The sequence below is a fragment of the Thermosynechococcus sp. B1 genome (assembly GCF_030322985.1).
Lineage (GTDB): Bacteria > Cyanobacteriota > Cyanobacteriia > Thermosynechococcales > Thermosynechococcaceae > Thermosynechococcus.
In genome coordinates this window covers 1256177-1280415 of record NZ_CP096573.1, presented here as the reverse complement: position 1 = coordinate 1280415, position 24239 = coordinate 1256177, and the positions used below count along the sequence as shown (strand labels likewise).

The window sequence follows — 24239 nt, the reverse complement described above, 5'->3', positions numbered from 1 at the left end:
CAGGCCAGCGCCACACTCGCAGGACGACTTATAGAGGTGGCAGATAGAGAAACTGCCGCAGGAGATTAGCGAGTTTTTTCTTGCTGTCATAGCCGCTACTGTAGTACTGCCGCAGGGGAACTGTCTCACCAGAAGTGAGGTGCATCACGACGCGATAGAAGCGATCGCCATTAGAATCCACCAACTCCTCAATAGCCACTTCTTTGATGTCCTGCAAGCGCAATTCCTGTTTCGTTCGGGGGAAAAAATACCCGTGGTAAATTGTAAATGTGCCACTGCTACGATTCAGATCGAGGGTTAAGGCAGGAGCGAACACAATCAGACTCACCCCCATCACCCCCACCAAAAAGATCACCCCCACAACCATCTGAATTAGCCAAGGATTGTCCACATTAGTAGACAGTTGCATTTGGTTGGGATTGCTGAGGAACTGGTTAATTTGCTGCACAATTGCGGCGCGACTATCCCCATCTGAGGAATGCATGCCCAAGGGTATTGAGTCAGCCCCAGCCTCAAGGACAATGCTGTACATGCGATCGCCTTCGCTGTCAATGTAGTCCTCCAACTTTGCCTGTCGCAGCACCGAGAGTGGAATTTTGACCCGCCGTTGAATGACAAAGAACGGGGTGGTGGCAACACACTCATAGGGTAGAGTTTGGCGTTGACACTCAATTTTGGCAAAAGGAAGGGTACTCAAGAGGAAAACAGAACAAAGACACAACACCCCACCACCGAGCCAAAAAAACAAAGGCTGTTCCCGCAGGCGTAAGCGATACTCTGTTTGCTCTATTACCTTCATCGTTTGCTCTAGTACCTTCATCGTTTGCTTTAGTACCTTCATCGTCAACTACCCCCTTTAGCTTCTCATCCAACAATTTGCCACAGCCCCTTATCGTGCCAATCTCACCCCTTTGCCTGCAAAAATGCTGCGACACTGGCTGCCAACTGCTGAAAGTTGGGTTCAATGCGTTGGCCGAGATACTCCTCCACAGCGCGAGCAATCATGCCAGCTAGGAAGGAGGGTACCCCCGGAATGCGTTTTGGATCAATGCGTAGATGACCTCGGCTAGTGATAATTGTTGAGTCACCCACAGCAATGAATTGATTTTCCCCTTGGCAGTCAATGGCCTCGGTAAAGGCATGGGGTGCAATGCGCCAGCGAGTAAGATAGTCGCGATCGTCCCAATGGGTGTAGTCCGTCCACGAGAGCATTGCCTCACTCAGCAGTGCCCGAGCCGCTGCCGGAATTTCGCCACCCCCATGCCAGACCAGAACCATCTCTAAGATCTCAGGCTGTTCCCTGCGCTCTTGCACCTCAATTTTACGCACATTGGGCATCCAGTTGACTAACTCAGGCAGGCGATCGCGATAGGTGCGATAGACGTGCTCGCGGGGAAAAGGTAATTCTACTTGCGAGGAAATTTCCATGAGCTTATCCCCACTGTGGATACTGCCGCGCAATCACAACCACATAGTCCCCCCCTTGCAGCTCATAGTCCATTGGTGGGTTAATCTCCGTCTGGCGACGCCCCTCAATGCGACGTTCCACAGCAACTAAGAGGGCATCGTACTGCTCCTTGAGGTGTCGTTGCGCATGCCAAAAGGTTTTGCCTGCCAGCGTTGACGGCAAAGGCAGCCGATAAAATTGGTTTCCCACCTGTACTGTTAGCAATTCCGCAAAAACATCCATCGCCCCTTGATTGCGTACTGCATTGCCAATCAGGTGACCCGCCATTTCATCAGCCACCACCACATCTTCCACCCCTGCCGCCTGAAGTTGCACATTATTATTGCGATCCAAAAGCTGGGCACAGGTGTAAATCGTTGGATTGAGTTTTTCCATGGTCAGTGCAGCGAGAACCGTTCGGGCATCGCGGTCTTGATCACTGCGGGGCTGGCTGGTATCCGCCAAGAGAATGGCACGGGAGGCGTGGTAAATCTGCACCTTCTCTAAAACGTCAATGCGGGTATAGTCTCCCGAATAAAAGTAAAGGCGATTTTGATCTACTCTCCGCAACTCACTCAAGGGCAACTGTTCAAGTTCAGCAACAATGACAATCGGTGCATGGCGGGTTTGGGGATCGGTTTGCAACTCCTGCAACACTAGGGGGGCACTGCGATTCCAGCCACAGAGAATAATGTGGTTGCGCAACTCATCCAAGTCAAAGTTCTTAATGCTCATGACTGATTGCAACCGTTGCACCATGAAGGCAGACACCACCCCTGTAAACACTGCAAACAAAGTCAGCCCCGACAAAACCACCACTAGGGTAATGATCCGCCCGGCATGGGTTTTGGGATAGGCACCAATGGGTTCGGCGGACACTAAGGAAAAGAAGCTGTACCACAGGGCATCCCCAAGGGTCTCGATGTCTGGGTTTGAGGTTCCTTCGATAATATAAAAAGCCAGTCCCCCAAAGAGCATGATCAACACAATGATTAACAGTGCTGAAATTTGGGCACCGTAGAGACCAGAAATCTGGGGAGAAATGTAGTGTAGGTTGCGATTGATCAAAATCGAGGCACGGGGTAGGCGCAAAAGGGGCAGCAGACGAAACAGGGGCCACTGGGGCGGCATCGGTAAAATCGCGACTAGATCAAGCCAGTAGTGGCGGAAAAATCGTTGCTTTTTGCGGGCGATCGCAAAGCGTAGGAATAACTCAACAACAAAGCACAGCCGTAGGGGCAAATCCGCCAGCATCAGAAAAAAATTAGGGTGGCCGGGCTGTACCCAGAAAAGATCGACCACCACTAAAAGTACCCATAGTAGGAGCAAAACCAGCAGGCTAATTTCTACCTGTGGTGCGTGCAGAAATAGATCAAGCTGTTGTCTTAGCCGGCTTTGTCCCATGAGTGCCGCTAGAAGAGAACATCAAATTGCCGCGATTTGCCGCGATCGCCGGCTAACCATCAGATTTAGGTGGGAATCAATTCTCCTGGACGCAGTTTTGCCCACCGTCCCTGTTCTTCGACAAAACTGGCACAACCAACCACATCCCACTCCAAGAGAATCTCTTCCCCTTGGGTACGGATGTTGATATTGATCGTCGGCTCAATCGGGTCAAAGTCTGGTGTGAGGGTCAGATGGGGCTGTTGGTGCTGCTCTTCAACGGCATAGTATGTGGTGCAGCGATCCACAAGGGCGCAGTTAACACAGATACACATGGCGAACTCTCCCAATGCCACATGCTCCTACTCTAGCGCATCCCTTAGGGGCGCCAAGGGAACTGCTGAAAGTTGGGGGGACGTTTTTCCAAAAAGGCGTTTTTGCCCTCGGTACTCTCTTCAGTGAGGTAGTACAGCAAGGTTGCATTGCCAGCTAATTCCTGTAGGCCGGCTTGACCATCACAATCGGCATTAAAGGCCGCCTTCAAGCAGCGAATGGCCAAGGGACTTTTGGTGAGAATCTCTTGCGCCCAGCGGATCCCCTCCGCCTCCAGCTCCTCAACGGGGACAACAGCATTGACTAGACCCATCGCTAAGGCTTCCTGAGCTGTATATTGTCGACAGAGAAACCAAATTTCGCGCGCTTTTTTCTGGCCGACAATGCGGGCAAGATAACTGGCACCAAACCCCGCATCAAAACTACCCACCCGTGGCCCCGTTTGACCAAAAATGGCATTCTCAGCAGCAATGGTGAGGTCACAGACCAAGTGCAGCACATGGCCACCGCCAATGGCATAGCCGGCCACAAGGGCAATCACCACCTTTGGCAGGGAGCGAATTTGCCGTTGCAGATCCAGCACATTCAGCCGTGCTACCCCCTGATCATCCAGATAGCCTGCCTCACCCCGAATACTTTGGTCACCACCCGCACAAAAGGCATACTTACCATCGGTGTGGGGGCCTGCCCCGGTGAGCAAGACAACGCCAATCGTGGGATCGTTGCGGGCATCCTCAAAGGCCTGACTCATTTCGACAATGGTTTGGGGACGAAAGGCATTGCGCTTGTGGGGACGGTTAATCGTAATTTTGGCAATGCCCGTCGTTTTGTGGTACAGGATGTCAGTGTAGTGGTGAACCTGCTGCCAGTGGACGCTGTCCATAGAGTGTGATGGGTAAGATGGATTCTCATTGTAACCTGAGGGGTTCTCGGGTTTAGAGGGGAGCAAAATCGCAAAAAAAATTAACATCCACCACCTAGGGGAGGCTAGGAGAGCTATGTTAGGCTGTTGCTGACAATAGTTTGTGCTTCTTTGCTATGAGCGACCTCCTCAACACCTGCCCCAATTTGCAAGCGGATTGCGATCGCCTCCTTGAGCTGTTGAATGCGGAACCCAAGCTGCGCTCCTTATGATATTAGGCCAGTTCAAACTTCCCTGCGCAAGATGGTTTCGCCAACATTTGAGATTGTTTTTGCGGGGCCTTTTAGTGCTGGCAATCAATGCTCATCAATGCGCTGTTGGAGCGCGAACTCCTCTACAGTGCCCGAGATCCCCTGTGGGATGATATCGCCTCAAACCCAAGGCTGGCAGGAGGGTCAACCCATCGCCGTCTGATGCCGTGATGCCCGCAGTACTGGCGGATGGGGGGCTAACCCGTTGGCTGGTCATAACAGGTATCATAAAACTTTAGGCGAATGGGCGTAGCAGCAAATGAGTAGGGATTTTCTGGCAGGACTGAATCCATCACAACGGCGGGCGGTGGAGCACTATTGTGGCCCGATGTTGGTGGTGGCAGGCGCCGGTTCCGGGAAAACTCGCACGCTCACCTATCGCATTGCCCATTTGATTCGCCAGCATCAGGTGGCACCAGAAAATATCTTGGCGGTGACGTTTACCAATAAGGCCGCCCGCGAAATGAAGGAGCGGCTTGAAGCTCTCTTTGGTCAAGAGGTGGCTCAGCAACTCTACAGGCGAGACTGGCTGGATCTCTCTCCCCTCGAACAACAGCGGGTGCGATCGCGAGTCTATCAAACCTACACGAAGTCCCTTTGGATTGGCACGTTCCACAGCCTGTGTGCCCGACTCCTGCGCTTGGAAATAGAGGCCTATCAACATCCCCAAGGGTATCGCTGGACGCGGCATTTCACCATTTTTGATGAGTCAGATGTGCAAAGCCTGATTAAGGAAATTGCCACTGCGGAACTCAATCTCGATGAGCGCAAGCATGATCCGCGCGGTATCCGCTACAAAATTAGCCATGCCAAAAACCGAGGGCTAAGCCCCGATCAATTGGAGCAGGAACAGCGATCGCCCGCTGGCCGGGTGGCCGCAGAAGTTTATCGTCGCTATGAGGCAACCCTTGCCCAGAATAACGCCCTTGACTTTGATGATTTGATTTTGCGAACGGTGCAGCTGCTACAACAGCACCCTGAGCGCCTTGAGTATTGGCATCAGCAATTCCAACATATTCTGGTGGATGAGTACCAAGACACCAACCGCACCCAATACAATCTCATTCGGCTACTGGCCACCAATGGTACGCCACCGCAACAGTTTCAGAATTGGGGCGATCGCTCGATTTTTGTCGTCGGCGATGTGGATCAGTCCATTTATTCCTTTCGCTGCGCTGATTTCACTATCCTGATGAATTTCCAACAGGATTTTGGCGATCGCCTGCCCGATAACCACAGCCGCACAATGATTAAGTTGGAAGAAAACTATCGCTCCACAGCCAACATTTTGCAGGCCGCCAATCATCTCATTGAGCACAACAACGAACGCATTGATAAAGTGCTGCGTCCCACCAAAGGAGAAGGCGCTCCCATTCACTGCGAGTGTTGCCACACTGAAACCGATGAAGCCTCTTTTGTTGCCCGAACCATCAAAGCTTTGGGCAGTCAATCCCTCGAACCCCAATGGGGACGGTTTGCCATTCTCTACCGCACCAATGCCCAATCGCGCCCCTTTGAGGAGGCCTTAGTGCGTGCCAACATTCCCTACACTGTGGTTGGTGGTCTCAAATTCTATGAGCGCAAGGAAGTCAAGGATGTTCTCGCTTATTTGCGGCTGCTGCAAAACCCCCAAGACACCGTGAGTCTGCGGCGAATTATCAACGTGCCACGACGCGGCATTGGCAAAACCAGTTTGGATCGCCTCAGTGACGCCGCGCAAACCCTTAGCATTTCCCTGTGGGATTTAATTGCCGATACCGAATCCATGACGCCCTTGGCCGGGCGAGCCAGTCGTGCCGTGCAGCAGTTTGTGACCCTCATGACCCGCCTGCGATCGCTAGTGGACGACATTGAACTGCCTGAACTAGTGAAAACCGTGATTGAAGAGACAGGCTACCGCCGCGAACTCGAAAACGAAGGCACTGACGAAAGCCTAGAGCGACTGCAAAACCTAATGGAATTGGTTAACGCTGCCCAGCAATTTAGCGAAGAAAACGAGGGGGCAAGCCTCAGCGATTTTCTCAACAGTTCTGCCCTTGCCTCGGATTTGGATACCTTGCAGGAGGGAGAGGGCGTTGTTTCCCTGATGACCTTGCATGCCGCTAAGGGGCTAGAATTTCCCGTTGTCTTTTTGGTGGGCATGGAGCAGGGACTCTTTCCCAACTTCCGCAGTCTCAACGACCCCATGGCCCTTGAAGAAGAACGCCGCCTTTGCTATGTCGGCATCACCCGTGCCCAAGAACAACTCTTTCTCACCTTTGCCCAAAGCCGTCGCCGCTACGGTGGCAGTGAAGATACGATTCCTTCGCAATTTTTGACAGAGCTACCCCCAGAAGTGCTGACAGGGAATGTTCAACGACGACCCAAAATGGCTGCTGTCACGAAGCTATCCCCCGCACGGTTGAGCAAGGCTGCTGCCTCTCCTTGGCGGGTGGGCGATCGCATTCTCCATCCTGTCTATGGCGAAGGGGAAATTACCCATGTCTTTAACACTGGCCCGAAGCTCTCCTTGGCGATTCGTTTCCCACGTCGCGGGCAAAAGGTGGTGGATCCCCGGCTGACACCCCTTGAACGGCTATAAATCGAGCGAACCGATCCGAGCTGAACAATATGAAGTCTTATTGCAGGATGCGGCTGTTTGGGTGCCATTCACACTTTTTGAGCGTCAGGATAAGCATGAACTTATAGGAACTTAGGAACTTCCCGTGAGCAACAGCATTATTGCAGCAACCCTTCTTGCCCTCAGCGTTGGGGCGCACACCTACGCGATCGCCCCCCAAGTGCCCGCAATGGTCGCTCAGCCAGCCCAACCCGCAGGCACCACCTTCTATGCTGATATGGGCGAGGGTCTATTTCGCATCAGTGGCCGCCCGAACCAAAAAGTAACGTTTATGAGCATTGCCATTGATCCGCAAAAGGTGGCGGATATTAATATGCAACTGGCGGATGGCAACTATATTGGCTTTTCTGGCAACGTCATGCAGCAGGATGCCTACAATCTGCGGATTCGCTTGACTAGTTCTGGTATGGCCGATGCCAATGGCACCCTCAATATTCGTTATGGCAGTCAGCAGTCCATTCTCAACTTGGCGGGCAATGGTCAATTGGATGGTCAGCCCTTTGTGCTCACCTTCAGAGGCAAGATGAAATAATGAGTTGACAGAATTCCACCAAACCCAAGATAATAAAAGATCGCTGACCAAATCTATCACGAGCGGAACTGGCGGAATTGGTAGACGCGCTAGATTCAGGTTCTAGTGTCCGCAAGGACTTCGGGGTTCAAGTCCCCGGTTCCGCATCCTAGGAAGCCTGCAAAGTACGGTACGATAGAAGCATTGGCTTCTGTGCGCTGTCATTATGGCTTTTTCGTCCATTGCCGTTCGCGAACTCCCCATTTTTCCCTTGCCGGATGTTGTGCTCTTTCCGGGGCGACCCCTCCCACTCCACATTTTTGAATTTCGCTACCGCATCATGATGAATACGATTCTTGAGAGCGATCGCCGCTTTGGCATCGTGATGTGGGATCCACAGACGGGACGGCCAGCCACGGTGGGCTGTTGTGCGGAAGTGCGTCGCTACGAACGGCTTCCCGATGATCGCATGCTCATTGATTCCTTGGGTCAGCAGCGGTTTCGCATCTTGGACTACGTGCGCGAAAAACCCTACCGCGTTGGACTAGTGGAGTGGATTGAGGATGAACCCACCAGCATTGATCTGCGCCCCTTGGCCAAGGAAGTGCGGCAACTTCTTGAGGATGTGGTGCGCCTTTCAGCGAAGTTGACCGAGCAACCCATGGAGCTGCCCCCCGATGTGCCCACGGCTGCCCTTGAACTGTCCTATTGGATTGCCAGTAATTTTCGCGGTGTCGCTCAGGAGCAGCAACGTCTTCTAGAGCTACAATCCACCTACGATCGCCTACTGCGGGAAGCAGAAATTTTAACCACCACCCGCAATCACTTGGCGGCCCGCACCGTCCTCAAGGAAACCTTCAAATAGGCCGTGTGCTTCTCGGCGGAATATGTTACGCTAGAAGTCTTGGTTATTTTGCATCACATTGCCTTGCAGGGGAGAAAACCAATGAGCCGCGTTTGTCAACTGACTGGAAAAAAAGCCAATAACGCCTACGCTATTTCCCACTCCCACCGGCGGACGAAAAAACTGCAAGAAGTGAATTTGCAATGGAAACGGGTGTGGTGGCCAGAAGGCAACCGTTGGGTGCGGCTGCGCCTCTCTACCAAAGCCATTAAAACCCTTGAGCGCAAAGGCCTGAGTGCATTTGCCAAAGAAGCGGGGTTGAATCTCAACAAGCTCTAAGGGATTAGCTAGCCTTAAAGATCGATGCGGCCATAGCGAGCGAGGATGTCCCGCTGGCCAGTCTGTTGCTGCGTTTGCCAAGCCCACAACTGATCCCCAAGGGAAAAGTGCCACCACTCATTGGGATGGCGCTGAAAGCCTGCATGGCGCATTGCCTGATAGAGAATTTGGCGGCGTTGGGCAAAGCAAGCGGCATGGGTCTCTTCAGGATGGCGATCGTAAAAATCGGGAAAAGAACGTTCAGAAATTTCATCAATGACACCCCCCATCTCCAAGGGATGGCCTGCGGGGTCAGCGAGGGTAAGGTCAACGGCAGCGCCGGTACTGTGGGGGGGTGGTTGCTGAGGGTCTAAACTGGGCACCGCCCAAAATTGATCAACCTGTTGCCAAATCTCGCGGGCGATCGCTGGCTCAAGTTGCTGCGCATCATACCCCCGTTCTTGACAGAGGGTAGCAAAGGTATGCGCCACCATGAACTGCTGTACCGCAATTGGGCGATAGGCATCAAAAATCGCCAGTTGCCAGCCGTAAGGTTCTAGGAACGCTTGGGCGCGCTCAAGGGCAGCAATGACCCCCACCCGCAACCAAAAGGGAGAGGCTTTGCCATAGGGGGCACCTCGGCTTTGATAGGGATGGGGTTGCAGCCGCAGAAAGGTAGGTGGAATAGGCGCTAGGGGTTCCCCACACTCTGCAATCGGAATCTTGGTATAGGGCTTATCCCCCATTGGGACTAGGACTTGGCTTCGCGATCAAGGGCGAGTTCAACTTGCTTAAACTCTTGTTCGAGGCGGGCTTTCAGCTTCTCCGGGAGGGGACGATTGGGATAGGAACTGTAGTGACCCGCAAGGGAGTTGAGGGCAGTTTGCATCGTCATAAAGGAAGAGAGCGATCGCAGGGAGTCATCGCGACGATAGAGGGCAAAGAAGTCATTCAGTTTTTTGCGAGCCTCTGCTTGAGCGGCCTTCTTGTTGGGGTCATTATCCGGTAGGGCGATCGCTTCGCGCAGGCTACTGATCAGCGCAAGGGTATCTTCACGGAAATTTCCCGTTAGCCCCGTGGGCACATTAGCACAACTGGTCAGGAGTAGTGACACACTTAGGAAAAGTGCCCAAACCATCGCCCAAAAACGTTTCATATCAAACCCCAAAACAAAATTAGGTCTTAAGATACCCATGAGGCTGATCTTAGCAAGAATTGGCTCCCCTAACCCGCTTCTGTCTCTGCGAAAAGGGCTGTATTTGGGGCATGATGATCTCAGTCCTCATCAATGCTTAGGTGATCAAGGGGTGCGGGAACGCGGTTGGCAATGACCATCTACTTTTATCGCGTCAAGGATGCCTACGGCAGTTTTTCCAATTTCTCTCCCCACGGTTTTACCCTTGAGGGCTACTACTGGCCAACAGCGGAGCACTACTACCAAGCCCATAAATTCTTTGGCACTGCCCATGAGGCCTTTGGTCATGCCATTCGCATCGCCCCAACTCCCGAAGCGGCTGCCCAACTCGGTCGCAGTGGTCGTTACCCCGTGCATCCTCAGTGGGATCAACTGAAACAGCCAGTGATGTGGCGTGCCCTTGTGGCCAAATTTACCACCCATCCCGACCTGCGGGAACTGCTCTTAGCAACTGGGGATGAAGAATTGGTGGAAGATTCCCCAGTAGATAGCTATTGGGGTTGTGGGGGCGATCGCCAAGGCTCGAACTACCTAGGACGGCTGCTGATGCATCTGCGGCATTGTCTGCGCCAAGGGGCAGATCTTCACACTTTCACCCCTCTGCAAGATTGCCAATCTAAAGGCCATGACTTTTGCCCACCACCCAGTGACGACGGAAAAAACGGGCAAGGCTAGATTCTTGCAGTTGCAGACAGATGGGGCGACCATGGGGGCAGGTGTGGGGTTGACGGCAGCGGTACCACTGATCCACAAGGGTTTGCATTTCTGCAAGGGTGAGGGGCGTGCCGTTACGAATGGCGCTGCGACAGGCAACGGCCACCTTAGCAGCAGTTAGATCCGCCACTTGGCTAAGTTCAATGAGAGCCGCCACCACATCTGGGCGATCGCGCAATAGAGCAGGCACACGGCGCACTGCCCAAACCTGTACCCCAAAGGGGGCGATCGCTAACCCCCAGTCTTGAAAGCGTTGCACTTGCGTCTCCGTGAGGGAGTCCACCAACACCGGCTGCTCTAGCTCCACCACCTGCCAATCTGTTTCAATTTGCTCGTACAGCACCCGTTCATGGGCAATGTGCTGCTCAATCAACCAGATGCCTTCGGCGTGCTCAACAATAATGTACGTATTGTGCAACTGGCCAACCACCTTGAGGGCTGACTGGGGCGATGGACTGGGGGATAACAAGGTTCGATAGCGGCCAGGGGGTTCAGCAGCTTTAAGCAGGTGATAGCTCGTTGTGGGGACGGTTAGGGAGGCCAGCAGTTGGCCAATGCGCTCGACTAACAGAGCTTGCCATTGCTCTGGTTCCCGTAGATAGATCGTGCGCTTTTGGGGTGCTGCAGACCAATCAATCGCCGCCGGGGGTAAATGGAGATGGGCAATACACAGGGGAAAGCGCTGCCGCGGTAGACCGCGACCAAAGGCCTCAAGAATCACCTGCTGCCACGAGGGATCACTGTGCAGTTCGACCCAACGGCCATTGACAGCCACCCCTAAGCCATCGGGGCGGGGACGATGGTGGCGATCCGGCGGCGCCAAGACCAGTTCAATTTGGGCATCGCTCATTTGGCGCAGATCTTGGGGATGGAGTTGTGGGATGAGTTGCAGCAGGCGATCGCCCAAAGACGCCACCGCCGGCCAGTGGTGCCAGCGCTTTCCATCCTTAAGGAGATGCCAAGCCACCTGCGGGAAACACAGGGCAATTTCCTGAAGGCGCCGCTGAACCTGTTTGGGATTGACCCCCTGCTGTCGTTGCGGCCAGTCCTGAAAAAGTTGCTCAGCAATGACGCGAGTCCCCACGGCCATTCCTAGAGGACGCTGGCTGCGCACTTGACCCTGGGCATCATAACTCACTTGCCAACCGGTCTCCGCCTCACGGTGGCGAGTGCAAATCGTTAACTGTGCCATTTGCGCCAAACTGTGGAGGGCTTGACCGCGAAATCCCAAGGTTGTGATGTCCGCCAATTCCCCGCTGAGGGGCAACTTGCTGCTGGTGTAGGGGAGAGCCACTTGGGTGAGATCTGCCCAGCGAATCCCTTCGCCATTGTCTGTGACCTCAAGATGCCATGCTGAAGGGCGCCAGTGGAGGTGAATGCGACTCGCCCCGGCATCGAGGGCATTTTCCACCAGTTCTTGGACAACCGTGGCTAGGGAGTCGAGGGTTTCAGCGGCAGCGATCGCTTGCCGCATTGGTGCTGGTAGAGGCACCACCGTCAGGACATCGCTCATCAGAGCCATTCTTGGGCAACGTCAAAAATTTGGTGGGCCAGAATTAACTTTGGTACCTTGGCAAGGTTGCGCGATCGCCCCTGCCGATCCAGCACCACCGCTGCGTTTTCGTTGCTGCCAAAGCCACCATCGGCTTGATCCACCGCATTGGCAACTATCAAATCCAAGCCCTTGCGTTCTAGCTTTTCGCGGGCGGGCGTTACAATATCCCCCGTTTGGGCAGCAAAACCAATCAGACGTTGGTGGGGTTGGCGCATCTGAGCCACCGCTTGCAAAATATCGGGCACCGGACTCAGGGGTAAGGCGGTAGGCAACTCCGATTTCGGGAGCTTTCCCGACCACTGTTGGGCCGGGCGGACATCACCAACGGCGGCAGCCATCACCAGCCAATCTGCCTCTGGCCACACCTCAAGGACAGCTTTGCACATTGCTTCGCTACTGATTGCTTCAATAGCGCGTACCTGGGCTGGGATCGGCTCGGCGATCGCCCCATGAATCAACGTCACCTTTGCACCGCGATGCAGGGCTGCCCTTGCCAGAGCGATCCCCATTTTCCCCGTTGCCGGATTACCAATGAAGCGCACCGCATCCCAATACTCGCGGGTGCCCCCCGCCGTAATCAGCAGATGCTTGCCAGCTAAGTCTCGCTGGCCGTGGGTATAGGCCAAGGAGTCCAAATAGGCAATGATTTCCTGCGTCTCCGCCATCCGCCCCACACCGACGCTGTCACAGGCCAAGCGGCCATAGGCCGGGGGTAAGCAATGATAACGGGGCTGTTGTTGCAGTTGTTGCCAATGGCTCTGTACCGTCGGTTGCTCCCACATTGTGGTGTTCATGGCCGGTGCCACCAAGATGGGTATTTGGGAGGCCAGCACCGTACTGGTCAGTAGGTTATCCGCCAAACCCAGCGCCAGTTTGGCCAACGTATTGGCCGTGAGGGGAGCAATCAACATCAGCGTTGCCTTTTCTGCCAGTTCAATGTGTAGCGGTCGCGGCGCTTGGGGATGCCAAAAATCCGCATCTGTGAGTACCGATTGCCGGCACAGGGTCGAAAGGGTCAACGGCGTAACGAACTGCGAGGCGGTCTCTGAAAGGATGGCAGACACTTGCCACCCCGCCTTTACTTGCGTGGAGATCACATCACAGATTTTATAGGCAGCAATGCCACCCCCCACCCCCACTAATAAATGGGGAACTGCCCTAGGACTCGTCAAAGGCTTCTAAATCCAGAAGATACAAATAAGGCTCTACCAGCTCTGGCCGCTGAAAGGCAATGGAGCGCAGCAGATGCCAGTCTTCAAGGGCAGCAAAGGGTGTATCGTAATCATCCTCCTCAAGCCGTCGTGCCAAGGCAGCCACCTCCTGGGGGGTGAGGTGATTGATATACTCCTGAGTGTAGTGGTGAGTTGTTTGCATACCCCCTCCTGCAGGACGCCTAAAGAGTTGTCCTACAACACTAGTTTACATACCCCTTGGCCTCAACCCCAAGATTGAGGAGCTAGACTAAAAAAGCTACTGCCCTGCGGGGTACGATGTCCCTAGCCAGTTTTACCCCTGCCTATGACCAATCCCCAATTCTTACGAGTGGTTGCTCTGTTGAGTCTAGGGGTAGCAACAGCTGTTTTTATAGAGTGGGTTCTCGCTGCCATCACTTCCCACTCGCCTCTCTTGGTCGGTATTGATGTTTTTGCTGCCATCGCCCTTGGGTTAACCGCATTGGCCATCACCCTCATGGGATCTAGGGGCAGAGATCGAGAATTAGCATGCCTCCCCCAGCTCTGTGGCCTAGTGCTTGTTCTCATGGGGGTGGCAATTGCCGTAGCAGTTTTCAATGCTCAGGAAATCACTGCTCCGTGGCAAGCGCTGTCTTTGCCGGCCTACACCAGTTTGCTACGGCCTGTGGCCTTTATAGGGCTAGGGGTGGCCCTGTGGGGGGTCAGGGGGGAGCGAAGTTGGCAAGTGATTTTCGGTCAAGGAGGGGCAATCACAAGTGCCTGTCTGCTGTTCCTTGAGGTATTGGCCGGTCTGTACCAATTGCCGCTGTCTCTTAGTGCCTCTGCCCTTGGCCAAATCCTCGCCTGCGTTCTTCTTGGGCTGTTGAACCTCTGCCTTATGCAATGGCATCCCTCCCTAGGGGTGATGCGTTACTTCAGTTCACAAAGGATAGGTGGCCTACTCTTGCGGCGATTGTTGCCTTGGAGCATCCTTGGCCCCCTCCTCATTGGTTGGGTAATTCAATGGGTACACCACGATCGCCTATGGCTTTCGGAGCGCTTAGCCCAAGAGGTGCAGATCATCAGTATCATCGCTTTTTTGGTCACTCTTTTGGTTACGGAGGCTCAGCATCTGAACCAAGTAGAGCAGGAGCGGCAGTCATTTTGGCGCGCCTACACTGAAATGGACGAGGTGTTCCGCAACAGCCTGCTTTTATCACCGCTGCCGATGGCGTTGGTGGCGGCGGATGGTCAACTGTGGTTGATGAATCGGGCATGGCAAGAGCAAACCGGCAGCAGCCCAGAGGAAACCCCCACATGGGAGGGGTGGTTGGCAATTGCGTTTCCTGAAGCAGCGCAACGCCAGTGGGCGGCCACAGAATTCCAACGCTGCCTTATAACGCAGGCACGGGTTGAGCATGGGGATGTGTGCATCCGCACTCGCGCCAACCAAGAGCGTATTTGGCAGATGGTTTCCCTGCCCCTGCAACTGCCCAACGGCAACCAACAGTTCATTTTACTGACGGCAGTGGATGTCACGCGACAACGGCAGCTGACCCAGCAACTTGCAGCCCAGCAAACGGAACTTGAGGCGCAGGTGATTGCCCGCACCCTCGATTTGCACAACGTCAATGGGGAACTCCAGGCCGCCCAAGAAAAGCTCAATCAACTGTTGGATCGCGCCGATGCCTTTGTCAGTGAAATACGGCTCTTTCCTGATGGCTCTTGGCGCTATGAGTATCTCTCCCAAGGGCACCTGCGCATTCTCGGCTACAGCCCCCTTGACTTTCAAGAAGACCCGAATCTTTGGCGATCGCGGGTTCCTTCCGAGGACTGGGAAGCCTATCATCGTCCCTTTCGCGAGAAATTACTCCAAGAAGGCTGTGCCCACACCGAATATCGCTTTCAACATCGCGACGGCCATGAGGTGTGGATTTCCCTCAATGCCACCGCTGAACCTCAAGGGGATGGCAGTTACCTGATCACCACGGTGGGGGTGGATGTCACCCAACGCAAAAAAGCGATGCTAGCCCTAGTGGAAAGTGAAACCCGTTTTCGCCAGATGGCCGATGCCTCACCTTTGATGATCTGGCTGGCAGATAGCAAAGGCACCATTGAGTTTGCCAACCAAACCATTTGCCGCGTCTTGGGCGCCTCCTTAGACCAAATCCTTGGCTGGAACTGGTTAGACCTTGTCCATCCTGAGGATCGGGAGCGCACAGAGCAGGCCATCCGTCTTGCCGTTGAGCAGCAGCAAAGCTATGAAATTGAGCACCGCCTGCGCAATGGCCAAGGTGTCTATCGCTGGGTACTCAAGCAAGCGGCACCCCGCTATGCCGAAGACGGCACTTGCATTGGCTACCTTGGTTCCTGCTTGGACATTACCAACATCAAGCTAGCGGAGGAGAAATTGCGGCAACTGGCTTGCCAGGATAGTTTAACGAATCTCCCCAATCGCGCCTTCCTCACAGAAAAAATTGATCAACTGCTGGCTGCCTACCACCGCGGTGACATTCCGCCCTTTGCCGTTTTGTTTTTGGATTTGGATCGGTTTAAGGTCATCAATGATAGCTTGGGTCATGATGCCGGCGACGAGTTACTTCTAGAAATTGCCCATCGCCTTCGGTCGAGTATGCGCCAGCAGGAGATCGTTGGCCGATTGGGGGGAGACGAGTTTATTGCCATCCTCGAACACATTGAGGGTCTCCAGCAGATTTATGAGTATGGCGATCGCCTGCGCCGTTGCATTAGTGAACCCTATGTGCTCAAGGGCACTGAGGTAAGTGTCAGCGTCAGCATTGGCATCGCCATTGTTAATTCTCGTTACCGCACTGCCGGTGAACTGCTGCGGGATGCTGATATTGCCATGTATGCTGCCAAGGCCCAAGGGTGCAACGGTATGCAACTCTTTGAATCGGAGCACCACCAAGCGGTTTACACCCGCTTACAACGGGAACAGGAATTTCGCCGTGCCCTAGAGCAGGAGCAACTAGCGCTCTTCTACCAGCCCATTGTCAGCCTCAGTCAGGACAGCCTTGTTGGTTTTGAAGTATTAGTTCGCTGGCAGCATCCCGAAAACGGTTGGATCAGTCCGGCAGAATTTTTGCCCTTGGCTCTGGGGTTGGGTCTAGCCACAAAACTGGATCAATGGGTTCTGCAAAAGGCAATTTTCAACCTCTACCAATGGCAACAGACACTGGGTTCTCGGGCTGCCGACTTCACCCTCAGTGTCAATATTTCCAGTGCTTTCTTTAATTCTGGCCAAATGGTTCCTTTGCTCAAGCATCTGTTGCCGCTCTATGGGATTCGCGGCCAGCAAGTGATTCTGGAGATTACTGAGGAAGTGATCATGCCCGATTCAAGGTTTGCCCAAGAGCAATTGGAGGCGCTCCAAGCCCTTGATATTCGCTGTGGCATTGATGACTTTGGCACTGGCTATTCCTCCCTCAGCCGCCTGAGCCAACTGCCGTTGTATACCCTAAAGATTGACCAGTCCTTTGTCCGAGACATCGAAACCAATTTCCAAAATTTAGAAATTGTTCGTGCCATTATTAGCCTCGCCCGAACCCTGCAACTAGAAGTGGTTGCCGAAGGCATTGAACATCTCTCCCAAAAGCAGTGCTTGCAGGCGTTGGGCTGTCAGCGGGGTCAGGGGTTTCTCTTTGGTGAACCCCTCTCTGAGGAGCAAGCGCACCAGTTACTACAAGCGAGGATCACGCCTTGTCAAACGGAAAGCAAATAATTGTTGCATCAAGACCGTTATCTAGGGGTCAGCAAAGCCCCTTGGCTATCTTAGATAAAGACCGCTGAGTGGAGAAGCCTGATGACCCAGCCGCTGATTGCTAGCCTCATGCTGAGTCTTTCCCTTGGGGGAGCGATCGCCCCCTTGGCGATTGCCCAAGCAACTAATCCTGAGCCTGTCAACATTGTCGAGTTAGTTCGCGCTCGCAACTATGCCCGCCAAGCTGCAGAACGAACCAATGGCGGATTAAGTCGCTATCGAGCCGAGCAGTCCATGCATGGGCCTGTCCGTGAAGCTCCCTATGTGCGCAATGCCGACGGCTCCTACACGTTTCGGATTTTGGGCCATCGAGTCAGCAATGGCGTGCCCGCATCCCTGCCCAGTATCGAAACTGTCGTTACTGTGGCTGCCGATGGACGCACCACCATTGACTACAACGGCCCGATTCGCAACTAACTGACCAAGCCATCGCCTTTGGCTAAAAACTCCTTGAGGAACCAGCGATGTTTTTGGTGGGTTTGCACCAAACGGGTGTAGAGGTCAGCCGTACCAATGTCGCCCGCCTCAGTGGCCACTTCTGCATCTTGGTGCATCTCGGTAATGATCAGCTCATGGTTAGCGATCGCCTCCTCAATCATTTGCTTGACCGTGAGTTGGCCGCTTGAGGGGGTTACCGTTGCCACTTTGAGATAGTCTGCGGGGTCTGCCACTGGCTGGCCATCAAGCATCAAGCTACGCTCAGCCAGTTCATCAATCATGGCAAAGACTTCTGTTCCCTGTTCTTCAAACAGCAGGTGCAACTCCCGAAACAAGGGGCCATAGGTTAGCCAGTGGTACTTTTTATAGTTCAGATACAGGACAACCGCATTGGCCTGTTCCCGTTTCAGCGTGGTCAGCACTTGCTCTTTCAGCGTTGTTGTTGCACTCATAGTGGTCTCCTTTGACAGTTATCGAACTGTCCTGTCTATTTATCATACTCATAACGAGTACGTTTTAGCAACCTAGAGGGTGCTACTGCCATTCTATTGACATCTAAGATGGAGGTAGTCCCTTGCTGCTCATCAACGCTAGGATAGGCAGCATAAAAATAAGTTTGATGATTTGAGTGTTTTTTAGCTGCTGCTATGGACGCCTCAGCCAATCGCCCCGATACCTACGTTCCACACCTACAAGCACCCAGCCGTTCTGGTGAACAGCAGTGGGGGTTCATGCGTCCCAGTGAGCTGATTCTAGCGGCACCCACACCCCGGTTGTTATTGCACTCCATTTACATGCAACGTTCAATTGTGTTGGATCAGTTACCCGTTTGGCAAATTGGTCGAAGTAAAGATTGTGATATTGTCCTACCCGATCGCTGGTGTTCGCGGCACCATCTTTGTATTGAGCGGCAGGCGGATCATCGCTATCGGCTGACTGACCTCAAGAGCATGAACGGGACATTTATCGGTAATAACCGTATCCACGCGCCCCATCTCCTCAGACACGGCGATCGCATTTCCATTGGTGAGTCAGAACTAGAGTACATTGACCTACGGGATGCGCCGAGTCCTCACCCCTACACCAATCATTCCCATGGGAGTAATAGCCAAGTCACGGTCTTGATGACCCACTCTTCGCGTACCCAAGGGGAAATGTGGCGGGAATTATTGAACTCCCAAGGGATTTCGACGATTTGGGCAACATCCCACTTTGAGTTAGAAAAAATTATTGCCCATGTGGAGTCCCTCAACTGCAAAGTCAGCCTCTTGCTCCTCGATTTGGGAATGCCAAAAACCAATCCCTACGATTTTTGTCGCCAGTATCGCCAGCGCTATCCAGAAATGAATGTCATTCTCCTCAGTGGCCTGCGCACCCGTGTCCATGAATCGGAGTGCAAGTGGGCGGTCAACCAAGGCGCGATGGCACTCTTTGCGGGCTTGCCGCGCGAAAATCTGTTTGGAGATCTCACGAGTATTACCGAGCGATTGCAAACGATCGCCCAAGCCATCGAATGGACCTACTTCAATCCTGAAGCCCTCACCAGTACCCTGCTGAAACTGCAGGATGCCGTGGATGCGGAGATGTCGTCGGGGATGGTCCTCTAGAACCGCTGCACGGATTGGTGAGCAGTGCTACAGTCAGTGAAAGTAGTGTTTTCAGCAGATAGCGAACATTGGTTGTTCTCACATCACAAGTTAGTGCACTAGACAAATCCCTAGGGCGGCTGGAGTGGCCGCGTCTCTGTTATCAGTTGGCAACGTTTGCTGCTACCAAACGGGGGATGCGCCAGCTGCAGGGGGGAGAGATTCTAGGGGGCACCCAAGCAGCCAGTCAAGTGCTGTTGGCTCAAACCACTGAGGTGATTACCCTAGAAACGGTGCACCAAGTGCGCTTAGATTTTAGCCAAGTCACGGATATTGAACCTGCCCTTCGCCGGTTGGATCATGGGGGCTGTTTGCAGGGAATGGAGCTACTGGCGATCGCCCACCTGTTGAGTGCGGCGCGGCAACAGCGGCGTCAAATTGAGGAACACGCGCAACTCAATGAACTCCAACAACTAGTGGCCGGTGTCCGTACCTATCCTGAGGTGACTCAGGAGATTTACCGCTGTATTACCGATCAGGGGCAAGTGAGCGATCGCGCCAGTCCAGAATTGGCTGAGATTCGCCAGCAGCAACGGCAGTGCCGTACCCAGATCCAGCAGCAACTGCAGCAGATTCTGCAGCAGCGAGCCAGTGCTATTCAAGAGGCAGTGGTCACCCAACGGCGCGATCGCTATGTGTTGGCAGTCAAAGCCACCCACAAAGACCAGATGCCGGGGATTGTCCACGATCTCTCCGCCAGTGGTGCCACGCTCTACATTGAGCCACGGGAAACCATTGACCTGCAAAACCGCCTGCAACAACTTACCCATCAGGAGGCTGAGGCCGAACGCGCCATTTGCCAAGCCCTCTCGGATCAGTTGGCCACGATTAGTGATGATTTGTGGTATCTGCTCGATGTGCTGACCACCCTCGATATGGCGGTGGCCCGTGCCCACTATAGTCTCTGGTTGCAAGGCAACCCACCCCAGTTTGTCAGTGACACGCGACTGCACCTGAAGGCCTTGCGCCATCCCCTGTTGGTGTGGCAGGAGCACCATGAGCAAGGACAGACCGTGGTTCCCATTGACATTGAATTGCACCCCCCCACCAAGGTGGTGACAATCACTGGCCCCAACACTGGCGGCAAAACAGCAACCTTGAAGGCCTTGGGCTTGGCAGCACTGATGGCAAAAGCAGGGTTGTATGTGCCAGCGGCAGCGCCCGTAGAGTTGCCCTGGTTTACAGGGATTTGGGCAGACATTGGGGATGAGCAGTCCCTGACCCAAAACCTGTCCACCTTTTCCAGTCATATCTGCAATATCCGCGATATTCTCACAGAGCTCGAGATGACAGGGGGCAATACGTTGGTGCTCCTCGATGAAGTGGGGGCCGGCACCGATCCCAGTGAGGGCACAGCCCTAGCGATCGCCCTGTTGCGCTATCTGGCAGAGCACGCCAGTCTCACCTTTGCCACCACCCACTATGGCGAACTCAAAGCCCTCAAGTATCAGGACAGCCGCTTTGAAAATGCCGCCGTTGAGTTTGATGAGACCACCCTTGCCCCGACCTATCGGCTGCTGTGGGGCATACCGGGACAGTCTAACGCCCTAGCGATCGCCCAGCGGTTGGGGCTATATCCCAGCATTATTGAGGATGCCAAAGCCTTTCTCAGTAGCGACAGCAACCGCATCAATGAAATGATTATGGGGCTGGTGGCACAACGCCAAGCCCAAGAGGCCAAAACCACAGCGGCAGCGGCGCTGCTGCGGGATACAGAAGCCCTCTACCAAGAAATTGCCACCAAGGCTCAAGAACTGCGACAACGACAGCAGCAACTGCGCCAACAACAGGAGGAGCAGGTACGCAGCGCCCTCCATCAGGCTCAGCAGGAAATTGCCAAAGTAATTGCTCAACTGCAACGCGCCAACAGTCCCGAACAGGTACAAGCTGCCCAAACGGCCCTAGCTCAGATTGAAAAAACCTATCTCCCCCCGCCGCCGCCTGCCGAATTTATGCCGCAGCCCGGCGATCGCGTGCGTTTGCCCCAATGGCAACAGGTGGGCGAAGTCCTCAGTGTCAGCCAGCAGGGGGATATTGTCGTCCAAGTGGGTTCCGTGAAATTTACTGTGCCGCCCCACGCCGTAGAGTCCCTCAAGGGCGAACCAGTACGCACACCATCTAAACCCAAGGCCGACCCAGCTCAAGCTCCCCTCCCACCCCCTTCTCGCACCCCAACCCCAGCACCCGCCATTCGCACAGAGAGCCGTACCCTCGATCTGCGGGGCAAGCGCACCCATGAGGCGGAACCTCTCCTAGAGGAATTTCTCAACCGCCAGCAGGGAACGGTTTGGATTATCCACGGCCACGGCAGTGGTGCCCTCCGCCAGTTTGTGCATCAATTTTTAGAGCAGCACCCCAGCGTTCAAAGCTATCACCTTGCGCCTCCTGAAGAGGGAGGACGGGGAGTAACCATTGTGCAGTTATAGGAACAAGACCCATGCAGCAGCGGATTAAGGATATTCTTCATCAAGGTCAAGTGGGCGATCGCGTCACCGTCAAGGGCTGGGTGCGCACCAAACGCGAACTCAAGGAATGTACGTTTGTCAACGTCAACGATGGCTCAACCCTAGCCGGATTGCAGGTGGTCATTCCCAACACTGTGGCAGCAGCAACGCCAGCCATTAAAGACCTGACCACAGGGGCTGCCGCAGAATTCAGTGGCGAACTGGTGCGTTCTCCCGGCAAAAACCAAACCATTGAACTCCATGCCCAGCAGATTCACCTTTGGGGCAGTGCCGATCCAGAAACCTATCCCCTGCAAAAAAAACGCCACAGCTTTGAATTTCTACGCACCATTAGTCATCTCCGGCCGCGAACCAATACCCTAGGCGCAGTGATGCGAGTGCGCAATGCCTGTGCCACTGCCATTCACCAATTTTTCCAAGAGCGGGGATTCCTGTGGGTACACACCCCGATCATTACCGCCAGCGACTGTGAAGGGGCTGGGGAACTCTTTACCGTCACCACCCTGGATTTAGCGCAGCCACCCAAAACCCCAGAGGGGAATATTGACTTCAGTCAGGACTTTTTTGGCCGCCGTGCCTACCTGACGGTGAGTGGCCAACTGGAGGCAGAAATTATGGCCACGGCATTTACCAATGTCTATACCTTTGGCCCCACCTTCCGCGCTGAAAACTCTAACACCTCGCGGCATCTAGCCGAGTTTTGGATGGTGGAGCCAGAGATGGCCTTCTGTGACCTGATGGGAGATATGGAACTGGCGGAGGCCTTTTTGCAGTTTGTCTTTCGCTATGTCCTTGACCACTGCCCAGAGGATATGGCCTTCTTTCAGGAGCGGATTGATAATAGCGTCATGGCCACCGCCGAGCAGATGGCAACCCAACCCTTTGCCCGCCTTAGTTACAGTGAAGCCATTCAAGTCCTAGAAAAGAGTGGTCGCGCCTTTGAATTTCCCGTGGCTTGGGGACTAGACCTGCAATCGGAGCATGAGCGCTACCTTGCTGAGGAATACTGCCAGCGCCCGGTGATTGTCTATGACTATCCCGCCAATATTAAAGCCTTCTATATGCGCCTCAATGATGATGGCAAAACGGTGGCTGCCATGGATGTCCTTGCCCCGAAAATTGGTGAGATCATTGGTGGCTCCCAGCGGGAAGAACGCTTTGAGGTGTTACAGGAGCAGATTGTCCGCCGTGGGCTAGACCCTGCCCCCTACTGGTGGTACTTGGATTTGCGCCGTTATGGCAGTGTTCCCCATGCCGGCTTTGGGCTGGGCTTTGAACGGTTGGTGCAGTTTATGACGGGGATGGACAATATCCGTGATGTTATTCCCTTTCCTCGTACACCGGGGAATGCTGAATTTTAGCTTAGGGGGTTGGCTGTGCCTCAAAATAGCGGCCAATCGTTTCCACGTCCTTGTCGCCGCGTCCTGAACAGTTAATGACAATGCGCGGCTGCCCCGTTAATTGCGGGCATAGCGTTTCCAGATAGGCCAAGGCATGGGCGGTTTCGAGGGCAGGGAGAATGCCTTCCAACTGGGTAAGACGCACACAGGCAGCCACGGCCTCAGCATCGGTGACACTGTAGTATTCGGCACGGCCAATGTCCTTGAGGTAGCTGTGCTCTGGCCCGACGCCCGGATAGTCTAAACCGGCACTGATGGAGTGGGCCTCAACCACCTGACCATCGGCATCCTGCAAGAGATAGCTCATGGCACCGTGGAGTACCCCCACTTCCCCTTTGGTCAGGGTGGCAGCATGGTGACCCGTGTCCACCCCTTGACCCGCAGCTTCAACACCAATTAAGCGCACTTGGGGTTCCTCGACAAATTCATGGAAGAGTCCCATGGCATTGGAGCCGCCGCCAACACAGGCGAGCAGAATATCGGGCAGCCCACTCCATTTCTCAAGGCACTGCCGCCGCGTTTCTGCCCCAATGACGGCATGGAATTCCCGCACTAGCATCGGGTAGGGATGGGGCCCCGCCACTGAACCCAAGATGTAATGGGTGGTTTCAACATTGGTTACCCAATCGCGAATCGCTTCGGAGGTGGCATCTTTTAGGGTGCCTGTGCCTGCACTGACGGGGGTCACTTCTGCTCCCAATAGGCGCATCCGCAGCACATTTAACCGCTGCCGCTCCATATCCTGTACCCCCATGTAAATCACACATTGGAGGCCAAAGCGGGCACACACTGTTGCTGTAGCTACTCCATGCTGACCGGCACCTGTTTCCGCAATAATGCGCTGTTTGCCCATGCGTTTGGCAAGCAGGACTTGCCCGAGGGCGTTGTTGATTTTGTGGGCACCCGTATGGTTGAGGTCTTCCCGTTTTAGATAGATCTGGGGTTGGGCTTGATCATGGGCATAGTGGGCACTGAGGCGTTCGGCAAAGTAGAGGGGACTGGGACGACCAACGTAGTCCCGCAGCAGTTGCTGAAATTCTGCTTGGAATTCAGGGTCTTGGCGATAGTGGGCAAAGGCCGCCTCCAATTCACTGAGGGCGGGCATCAGCGTTTCGGGAACATACTTGCCACCAAAGCGACCAAAGCGACCACGGGGATCGGGGCGAGCAGCGGCACTGAGGGCAGCAGAGGGGGCAACAGTCACGGGCAAAGTCCTTTTTTCATCAAGGGTTCCTTATGTGATT

Annotated in this window: 22 protein-coding genes, 1 tRNA gene and 1 pseudogene; 12 read left to right on the top strand and 12 right to left on the bottom strand. The window is 54.2% G+C overall.

What is annotated here, in order from left to right; translation table 11 throughout:
* Positions 1-28: 28 nt before the first annotated feature.
* The 5 genes from M0644_RS06540 to menB form a co-directional block, all read right to left on the bottom strand.
* On the bottom strand, positions 29-841 hold the full coding sequence (locus M0644_RS06540) for a hypothetical protein (RefSeq protein ID WP_190278274.1): 813 nt from the start codon (positions 839-841) through the stop codon (positions 29-31).
* Between the two features lie 62 nt (positions 842-903).
* Positions 904-1428 (bottom strand): SRPBCC family protein, encoded by a 525-nt coding sequence (locus tag M0644_RS06535; RefSeq protein WP_286627114.1) that lies wholly within the window; start codon positions 1426-1428, stop codon positions 904-906.
* Positions 1429-1432: 4 nt separating this feature from the next.
* Positions 1433-2752 carry a TrkA-related ion transporter gene (locus tag M0644_RS06530; RefSeq protein ID WP_255451725.1) on the bottom strand — a complete coding sequence of 440 codons (1320 nt, stop codon included), beginning with the start codon at positions 2750-2752 and terminating at the stop codon, positions 1433-1435.
* Positions 2753-2916: 164 nt separating this feature from the next.
* A complete protein-coding gene (locus tag M0644_RS06525; RefSeq protein ID WP_149819240.1) occupies positions 2917-3165 on the bottom strand; it encodes a Ycf34 family protein in 249 nt (82 codons plus the stop codon).
* Between the two features lie 44 nt (positions 3166-3209).
* Entirely contained in the window at positions 3210-4046 is an 837-nt protein-coding gene (gene menB, locus M0644_RS06520) for a 1,4-dihydroxy-2-naphthoyl-CoA synthase (protein ID WP_149819238.1), read from the bottom strand.
* 155 nt (positions 4047-4201) lie between these two features.
* On the opposite strand from menB, the pseudogene M0644_RS13130 reads away from it, so the two are divergent.
* The 6 genes and pseudogenes from M0644_RS13130 to rpmB all read left to right on the top strand — a co-directional run.
* Positions 4202-4429: pseudogene (locus tag M0644_RS13130) on the top strand (hypothetical protein); the annotation flags it as partial.
* Positions 4430-4595: 166 nt separating this feature from the next.
* Positions 4596-6917: a DNA helicase PcrA gene (gene pcrA / locus M0644_RS06515; RefSeq protein ID WP_286627112.1), complete on the top strand. Its 2322-nt coding sequence runs from the start codon at positions 4596-4598 to the stop codon at positions 6915-6917.
* A 124-nt stretch (positions 6918-7041) separates the two neighbouring features.
* The gene (locus tag M0644_RS06510) at positions 7042-7488 is read left to right on the top strand and encodes a hypothetical protein (RefSeq protein ID WP_286627110.1); all 447 of its coding nucleotides are present in this window, start codon (positions 7042-7044) and stop codon (positions 7486-7488) included.
* A 62-nt stretch (positions 7489-7550) separates the two neighbouring features.
* Positions 7551-7634: transfer RNA gene (locus tag M0644_RS06505), tRNA-Leu, on the top strand.
* 59 nt (positions 7635-7693) lie between these two features.
* Positions 7694-8332 carry an LON peptidase substrate-binding domain-containing protein gene (locus M0644_RS06500; protein ID WP_149819234.1) on the top strand — a complete coding sequence of 213 codons (639 nt, stop codon included), beginning with the start codon at positions 7694-7696 and terminating at the stop codon, positions 8330-8332.
* 81 nt (positions 8333-8413) lie between these two features.
* Entirely contained in the window at positions 8414-8650 is a 237-nt protein-coding gene (rpmB, locus tag M0644_RS06495) for a 50S ribosomal protein L28 (protein ID WP_149819231.1), read from the top strand.
* Between the two features lie 14 nt (positions 8651-8664).
* Here the strand turns inward: rpmB and M0644_RS06490 are convergent, their stop codons facing one another.
* Positions 8665-9375 (bottom strand): M15 family metallopeptidase, encoded by a 711-nt coding sequence (locus M0644_RS06490; protein WP_286627108.1) that lies wholly within the window; start codon positions 9373-9375, stop codon positions 8665-8667.
* Between the two features lie 5 nt (positions 9376-9380).
* Positions 9381-9785 carry a photosystem II protein Psb27 gene (gene psb27 / locus M0644_RS06485; protein ID WP_149819226.1) on the bottom strand — a complete coding sequence of 135 codons (405 nt, stop codon included), beginning with the start codon at positions 9783-9785 and terminating at the stop codon, positions 9381-9383.
* Between the two features lie 171 nt (positions 9786-9956).
* Between psb27 and M0644_RS06480 the strand changes: the two genes are divergently transcribed.
* Complete coding sequence (locus M0644_RS06480) at positions 9957-10499, top strand: NADAR family protein (protein WP_226972031.1); 543 nt, start codon at positions 9957-9959, stop codon at positions 10497-10499.
* Here M0644_RS06480 and mutL read toward each other — a convergent pair.
* The 3 genes from mutL to M0644_RS06465 are packed head-to-tail and all read right to left on the bottom strand — an operon-like array spanning position 10441 to position 13467.
* Positions 10441-12051, bottom strand: coding sequence for a DNA mismatch repair endonuclease MutL (mutL, locus tag M0644_RS06475; RefSeq protein ID WP_286627105.1), 1611 nt, complete (start codon positions 12049-12051; stop codon positions 10441-10443). The genes M0644_RS06480 and mutL overlap by 59 nt on opposite strands.
* The gene (gene coaBC / locus M0644_RS06470; RefSeq protein ID WP_286627103.1) at positions 12051-13265 is read right to left on the bottom strand and encodes a bifunctional phosphopantothenoylcysteine decarboxylase/phosphopantothenate--cysteine ligase CoaBC; all 1215 of its coding nucleotides are present in this window, start codon (positions 13263-13265) and stop codon (positions 12051-12053) included. The genes mutL and coaBC overlap by 1 nt, the downstream gene beginning before the upstream one ends.
* Positions 13252-13467: a DUF2555 domain-containing protein gene (locus M0644_RS06465; RefSeq protein ID WP_206200107.1), complete on the bottom strand. Its 216-nt coding sequence runs from the start codon at positions 13465-13467 to the stop codon at positions 13252-13254. The genes coaBC and M0644_RS06465 overlap by 14 nt, the downstream gene beginning before the upstream one ends.
* A gap of 144 nt (positions 13468-13611) precedes the next feature.
* On the opposite strand from M0644_RS06465, the gene M0644_RS06460 reads away from it, so the two are divergent.
* Both M0644_RS06460 and M0644_RS06455 read left to right on the top strand, forming a co-directional pair.
* Positions 13612-17007, top strand: coding sequence for a bifunctional diguanylate cyclase/phosphodiesterase (locus M0644_RS06460; protein WP_286627101.1), 3396 nt, complete (start codon positions 13612-13614; stop codon positions 17005-17007).
* An 81-nt stretch (positions 17008-17088) separates the two neighbouring features.
* Entirely contained in the window at positions 17089-17463 is a 375-nt protein-coding gene (locus M0644_RS06455) for a hypothetical protein (protein WP_149819218.1), read from the top strand.
* Here M0644_RS06455 and M0644_RS06450 read toward each other — a convergent pair.
* Entirely contained in the window at positions 17460-17936 is a 477-nt protein-coding gene (locus tag M0644_RS06450) for a Dps family protein (RefSeq protein ID WP_149819216.1), read from the bottom strand. The two genes, M0644_RS06455 and M0644_RS06450, sit on opposite strands and share 4 nt — an antisense overlap.
* Positions 17937-18131: 195 nt before the next feature.
* Here M0644_RS06450 and M0644_RS06445 point away from each other — a divergent pair, with 195 nt between their 5' ends.
* From M0644_RS06445 to asnS, 3 genes are all read left to right on the top strand, one after another.
* Positions 18132-19091 carry an FHA domain-containing protein gene (locus tag M0644_RS06445; protein WP_149819215.1) on the top strand — a complete coding sequence of 320 codons (960 nt, stop codon included), beginning with the start codon at positions 18132-18134 and terminating at the stop codon, positions 19089-19091.
* Between the two features lie 68 nt (positions 19092-19159).
* Positions 19160-21556, top strand: a complete 2397-nt coding sequence (locus M0644_RS06440) for an endonuclease MutS2 (protein ID WP_286627098.1) — start codon at positions 19160-19162, stop codon at positions 21554-21556.
* Positions 21557-21567: 11 nt separating this feature from the next.
* On the top strand, positions 21568-22956 hold the full coding sequence (gene asnS / locus M0644_RS06435) for an asparagine--tRNA ligase (RefSeq protein ID WP_286627096.1): 1389 nt from the start codon (positions 21568-21570) through the stop codon (positions 22954-22956).
* A 1-nt stretch (position 22957) separates the two neighbouring features.
* Here asnS and trpB read toward each other — a convergent pair whose 3' ends face one another.
* Positions 22958-24199: a tryptophan synthase subunit beta gene (trpB, locus tag M0644_RS06430; RefSeq protein ID WP_286627095.1), complete on the bottom strand. Its 1242-nt coding sequence runs from the start codon at positions 24197-24199 to the stop codon at positions 22958-22960.
* Positions 24200-24239: the final 40 nt, after the last annotated feature.